Origin of the sequence: Peribacillus sp. Aquil_B1, assembly GCF_022603275.1 — a bacterium.
In the GTDB taxonomy this organism is placed as follows: domain Bacteria; phylum Bacillota; class Bacilli; order Bacillales; family DSM-1321; genus Peribacillus.
Map to the genome: position 1 here is coordinate 41,899 of NZ_JAKXEE010000007.1, position 6,155 is coordinate 48,053.

The window sequence follows — 6,155 nt, forward strand, 5'->3', positions numbered from 1 at the left end:
TTTGTTACAGGTTTCATTATTAAACCCGTGATTTAGAAGGGCTGCTTTTAATAATCCCGCTGCCTTATGGTACACTTTACTTAATGCAAAATTCGTTAATCGAGGTGTAGTCCTAATGAAAACAGTCGTAGTCGTAGGTGGGGGCATTACCGGTTTATCAACCATGTATTATTTACAAAAAACAGTTAAAGCGAGGAGTCTCTCGGTACGATTGATATTAATAGAAGGAAATGAAGAGCTTGGCGGTAAAATAAGGACTGTGCACGAAGGTCCTTTTAAAATTGAAGCGGGTGCCGATTCGATTGTCGCCAGGAAACAAAATATACAACCATTCCTTAAGGAATTGAACCTGGAGGATCAAGTTGTCTATAATGCAACGGGAAAATCATTCATCCATACAGACGGGATGCTGAAGGGAATCCCCGAAGATGCCCTATTCGGAATACCAATGAGCCTGGAGTCGCTGGCGAAAAGTGATCTGGTTTCAGCCCAAGGAAAGGTCGACGCCTTAAAGGATTTCTATACAAAAAATGAGACGTTTACCAAAAATGACTCCATCGGTTTATTTCTTGAAAGCTTCTTAGGCAAGGAATTGGTGCAAAAACAGATATCGCCTGTCCTTTCGGGTGTTTACTCAGGAAAATTAAATAAATTGACCATTGCCAAAACACTGCCAGAGATGCTGGATTATAAAAATCAATATGGCAGTATAATACGAGGTCTATCGGAAAATAAGCAGAAATACCAAAGCAAGGGAAATAAGAAGTTCCTTTCGTTTAAAAATGGCTTATCAACATTGGTTGAACGAATTGAGGAAAGCCTCGATATGGTCGAGATTTTAAAAGGGGTCCGTGTAGCTGGAATTGGAAGAAATGCTGAGGGTTATATCATTTCATTGGCAAACGGTGAAACGCTCGAAACGGACTTTATCGTGTTGAGTACACCGCATACTGTTGCCCAGAAATTATTGGCGGATCGGGAGTTGGATGAGGACTTCGACGGCTTGATCAATAGTTCGATGATTAGCGTTTATCTTGGATTCGATATCCCGGACAGCATGCTTCCTAAAGACGGGACAGGTTTCATTGCAGGTGATAATAGTGATTTGATCTGCAATGCATGTACCTGGACTAGCCGGAAATGGGAGCATACTTCTGAAAACAGTCAGCTTTTGGTAAGGCTTTTTTATAAAAGCTCAAGTCCGGACTATGAACGATTACGGTCACTTACAAACCAGGAATTAATCTCCGTGGCTTTATGCGACATTGAAAACAGCCTAAGTATTTCTGGGGATCCAATTACGAGTGAAGTGACGAAATGGCATGAAAATATGCCGAACTACCATATTAAACATCCTCAAATCGTTCAATCCTTGGAGGCGAAAATCTCCAAGAATTATCCGAATGTTTTACTTGCGGGCTGTTCATACAATGGTGTCGGAATCCCGGACTGCATTGCAGATGGGGAAAAGAAAGCACAAGAAATATGTCTGAAGTTGTAAAAGGGGGACTGCCAGGTGGCGGTCCTTTTTTATCATGACTGGATATTCCGTTTGAAGTTTCCGGCATTTCATGTATAATGATATTCGTAAAATTAAACTGAAAGTTTACTTATATAAAACTTTATCTACTATGGGTTTACTATAAGTAAACCGATTGAGGGAAATTGTGATGCAAATTGGAAAAAAAATAAAGAACCTTCGCTTGAAAAAAGGATTGACCCAGGAAGAATTGGGGGAAAGAACGGATTTAAGCAAAGGATATATTTCACAGTTGGAAAGGGACCTTAGTTCCCCTTCAATTGAAACTCTTTTCAATATTTTAGAAGTGCTTGGCTGTACACCGAAGCAGTTCTTCGATGAAGAGGATCAGGTCCAAAAAGTAGTGTATGAAGAAGAGGCACAAACGTTTTTCATCGATGAAGAACGCGGTTATCAAATCCAGTGGCTCGTGCCTGAATCGAATGAGAAGGAAATGGAACCTATTCGACTGACTCTCCAGGAAAAGGGGGAGTTCAAACAATTTGAACCATCCTTGTCGGAAACATTCGGTTATGTATTAAGCGGAAGAGTCATTGTAAAGCTTGGTAAACATATGTATTTCGTCAAGGCAGGGGAATCGATTTATTTTCATGCTTCAGATGAACATCAAATCATCAATGATTTTGTAGGTCCTTCCGAGTTATTACTCGTGGTGACGGAATCATACTTATAGAATTCAAAAAAATGCAATCGCTGAAGATTGATGAGTAAGGGAATGGAGAGAGGGAAGAAGCTATGGCAAACGGGAATATAATACGCTTCGATCAGGTTACGAAGCAATTCGATGATGATACGGTAGTTCTCGATAATGTTAGTTTTGAAATCGAGAGAGGGAAGTTTTATACGCTCTTGGGTCCTTCCGGATGCGGGAAGACTACGATCCTTCGTTTAATTGCCGGATTTACGGAAGCCTCCAAAGGTGATATTTACTTTGAAGGAAAAAAGATCAATGATGTGCCAGCCAATAAAAGGCAAGTGAATACGGTATTTCAAGATTATGCACTTTTTCCGCATTTAAATGTGTTTGAAAATGTAGCATTTGGTCTTCGGATCAAAAAAATGAAAAACTCGGAAGTTGAAATAAAGGTGAAGGAAGCCCTCAGCTTTGTTAATTTGGAGGGTTATGAAAAGCGGGAGATAAGGGAAATGTCCGGCGGTCAGCGGCAACGGGTGGCGATTGCCAGGGCAATCGTTAATGAACCGGAAGTCATCCTTCTTGATGAACCGCTATCTGCCCTCGATTTGAAATTGCGTACAGAAATGCAATATGAATTGCGGGAGCTGCAACAGAGGCTTGGAATCACGTTTATCTTCGTCACTCATGACCAAGAGGAAGCATTAGCGATGTCAGATGAGATTTTTGTCCTTAACAAAGGGAAAATTCAGCAAACCGGGACCCCTACGGATATTTATGATGAACCTCTGAATCGATTCGTTGCCGATTTCATCGGCGAGTCCAATATTGTAAAAGGAAAAATGATTGAAGATTACCTCGTGGAATTCGTCGGCAGACAGTTCGAATGTGTCGACCAAGGATTGAACAGTAATGAGGCGGTCGATATTGTCATCCGCCCGGAAGATTTAGAGATTACTTCCGTCAATCGCGGGAAACTGCAAGTTCGTGTGGATTCCCAGCTATTTCGCGGAGTTCATTATGAAATCAGCTGTTATGACCATGATGGAAATGAATGGCTTGTCCAATCTACGAGAAAAGTGGCAGTTGGAGATGAAATAGGTCTGTATTTCGATCCGGAATCTATCCATGTCATGCGATTGGGTGAAACTGAAGAGGAATTCGATAAGCGTCTGGAAGCGTATCATGATGGGGAAAGTCATGAAGAATAAAATATCCCGGAATATTTACTTCATACCCTATGTCTTATGGATTGCTTTATTCGTGATTGCACCCATTTTGTTGATCCTTTACTATTCCTTTTTTGATATTGAAGGCAATCTATCTTTGATTAACTATCAAAAGTTCTTTACGCCAGTATATTTAAAAATGACTTTAAGCTCATTTTGGTATGCGTTCCTGATTACGGGGATATCCCTTTTAGTCGCTTATCCGACGGCATATTTGTTAACGAAAACCAAGCATAAGCAGTTGTGGCTTTTGCTGATTATCGTGCCTTCCTGGATCAATTTACTTTTGAAGGCTTATGCCTTCATTGGGATCTTTGGCACGTACGGTGTGGCGAATGGTTTTCTGGAGGCAGTAGGAATTGGAAAGCAGCAGATTCTCTTTACCGATTTCAGTTTCATATTCGTTTCAGTTTATATTTTCATCCCGTTCATGATCTTACCGATATTCAATGCGCTTGATAAAATGAATCCAACCCTTCTGGATGCGGCCAATGACTTGGGGGCGTCAAGATGGATGACATTCCGCCGAGTCATTTTTCCATTGACGATAGATGGTGTAAAGACAGGATGCCAGGTAGTCTTCATCCCGGCACTTTCATTGTTCATGCTTACAAGACTGATTGCCGGTAATCGCGTCATTACGCTAGGTACGGCTATCGAGCAGCACTTCCTTGTAACACAGGATTGGGGAATGGGTTCCACAATTGCGGTATTTTTGATTATTATAATGTTCCTGATTATGTTTGTAACGGGTAACCGAAAGCAGGGTGTGTAAATTGGGCTATAAATTATCACCACTATCAAAAGCGTTTCTCGTTTTGATTTTTCTCATACTCTATGCACCGATTTTCTTTTTAGTCTTTTACTCTTTTAACAACGGCGGAACGATGTATGACTTTAAAGGGTTCACGATGGAGTGGTACAAGGAGTTGTTCCAAGATACAAGATTGTTGATCATTGTATTGAATACACTTGTGATTGCTTTATTATCTGCCCTGATTGCAACGATCATCGGGGTGATAGGGGCAATTGGAATTCGTTCCTTTGCGAGCAGCAAAGCTAAGAATACGGTATTGTCATTGAATAATGTATTGATTGTCAGTCCCGATGTGATCATTGGTGCTTCCTTCCTGATTTTATTCACGATGGCCGGGATCAAGCTTGGATTCTACTCGGTACTGTTGTCGCATATTGCCTTCAGTATCCCGATCGTTGTGCTGCTGGTCCTTCCGAAACTTCAGGAAATGAGCCCTACTTTAATTGATGCGGCACGGGATTTAGGGGCAAGCCGGTGGGATGTATTAACGAAGGTCATCCTTCCATACATCCTGCCTGGTATCTTTGCTGGTTTTTTTATGGCATTGACTTATTCACTTGATGATTTTGCGGTTACTTTCTTTGTGACCGGTAATGGCTTCTCCACTCTTTCTGTGGAAATCTATTCATTGGCACGCCGTGGAATTTCATTGAATATCAATGCACTGTCGACACTGCTGTTCGTCGTGACACTGCTGTTAGTTGTCGTTTATTACTTTATAACTCAACGTGTAAGGCAAACGGGAATGGGGGGTAAACGATGAAAAGGCTTGTCCAAATGTTTTTGATCATCTCCCTCGTATCGGCTTTGCTTCTATATGCGATTTCAAGATTGAATTCATCACAGGGATTTACGAGCAGCAATACGCTTACCATCTATAATTGGGGCGATTACATCGATACCGATCTAATCGAACGTTTTGAAGAAGAGACGGGCATAAAGGTCATTTATGAGACATTTGATTCGAATGAGGCCATGATGACAAAGATCGAACAAGGCGGTACGACTTATGATATTGCCATTCCGTCTGAGTATATGATCGATAAGATGAGGCAAGAAGACTTGCTTGTTCCCTTGGATCATTCCAAGCTTCCGAATTTGAAAAATATCGATGAGCGATTCATCGATCTGCCATTCGATCCGGAGAATAAATATTCCGTGCCGTATTTCTGGGGAACGGTTGGAATTGTTTACAATTCCAAGATGCTCGGTGGAAAGGAAATAACGGCCTGGGCGGATTTATGGGATACAGATTTAAAAAATGAAATCCTTTTGACGGATGGGGCCAGAGAAGTGATGGGCATGGGCCTGAACTCTTTGAATTATTCCTTGAATGATACAGATGAAGAACACCTTCAAGAGGCAAAATCCAAACTTGATGCCCTCACCCCGAATATTAAAGCGATAGTCGGAGATGAAAGCCGCATGCTATTGGAAGCCCAGGAAGCGGCGATTGGTCTTGTTTGGTCGGGAGTTGCTTCTGAAATCATGGCTGAAAATGAAGATCTCCAATACGTTGTTCCAAAAGAGGGGTCCAATTTATGGTTTGATAATATGGTCATCCCGAAAACAACGAAAAATGTCGATGCGGCTCACCAGTTCATCAACTTCATGCTGGACCCGGAAGTTGCGGCACAAAATGCTGAATATGTAAGTTACTCGACACCTAATAAAGAAGCACTGAAATATATGCCTGAAGAAGTGGTGAAGGATGAACGTTTCTATCCATCACCTGAACTGACGAAGAAACTGGAAGTGTACGAAAACCTTGGGAAGAAAAACTTGGCCCATTACAATGAACTCTTCCTTGAATTCAAGATGCATCGTAAATAACAAAAGAAAAAAAGCATGGTGTAGGAATTCCCTCCGTACACCATGCTTTTTCGTTGTAAGTTCGTCACACCTGTTTGATCAGATCCTAATGTTTCAGTAATT

The 6,155-nt window shown here is 41.4% G+C and carries 6 protein-coding genes; all 6 read left to right on the plus strand.

The window, feature by feature from the left end:
* The first annotated feature begins 115 nt into the window (after positions 1 to 115).
* The 6 genes from MPH60_RS25760 (at position 116) to MPH60_RS25785 (ending at position 6,053) form a co-directional block, all read left to right on the plus strand.
* Positions 116 to 1,501 (plus strand): protoporphyrinogen oxidase, encoded by a 1,386-nt coding sequence (locus MPH60_RS25760; RefSeq protein WP_241594176.1) that lies wholly within the window; start codon positions 116 to 118, stop codon positions 1,499 to 1,501.
* A 169-nt stretch (positions 1,502 to 1,670) separates the two neighbouring features.
* Positions 1,671 to 2,213, plus strand: a complete 543-nt coding sequence (locus MPH60_RS25765; protein ID WP_241594178.1) for a helix-turn-helix domain-containing protein — start codon at positions 1,671 to 1,673, stop codon at positions 2,211 to 2,213.
* 62 nt (positions 2,214 to 2,275) lie between these two features.
* Positions 2,276 to 3,385 (plus strand): ABC transporter ATP-binding protein, encoded by a 1,110-nt coding sequence (locus tag MPH60_RS25770; RefSeq protein WP_241594180.1) that lies wholly within the window; start codon positions 2,276 to 2,278, stop codon positions 3,383 to 3,385.
* Entirely contained in the window at positions 3,375 to 4,178 is an 804-nt protein-coding gene (locus tag MPH60_RS25775) for an ABC transporter permease (protein ID WP_101225717.1), read from the plus strand. The genes MPH60_RS25770 and MPH60_RS25775 overlap by 11 nt, the downstream gene beginning before the upstream one ends.
* A gap of 1 nt (position 4,179) precedes the next feature.
* A complete protein-coding gene (locus tag MPH60_RS25780; protein ID WP_241594184.1) occupies positions 4,180 to 4,983 on the plus strand; it encodes an ABC transporter permease in 804 nt (267 codons plus the stop codon).
* Positions 4,980 to 6,053: an ABC transporter substrate-binding protein gene (locus tag MPH60_RS25785; RefSeq protein ID WP_241594186.1), complete on the plus strand. Its 1,074-nt coding sequence runs from the start codon at positions 4,980 to 4,982 to the stop codon at positions 6,051 to 6,053. Before MPH60_RS25780 ends, MPH60_RS25785 begins: the two co-directional genes overlap by 4 nt.
* Positions 6,054 to 6,155 lie beyond the last annotated feature (102 nt).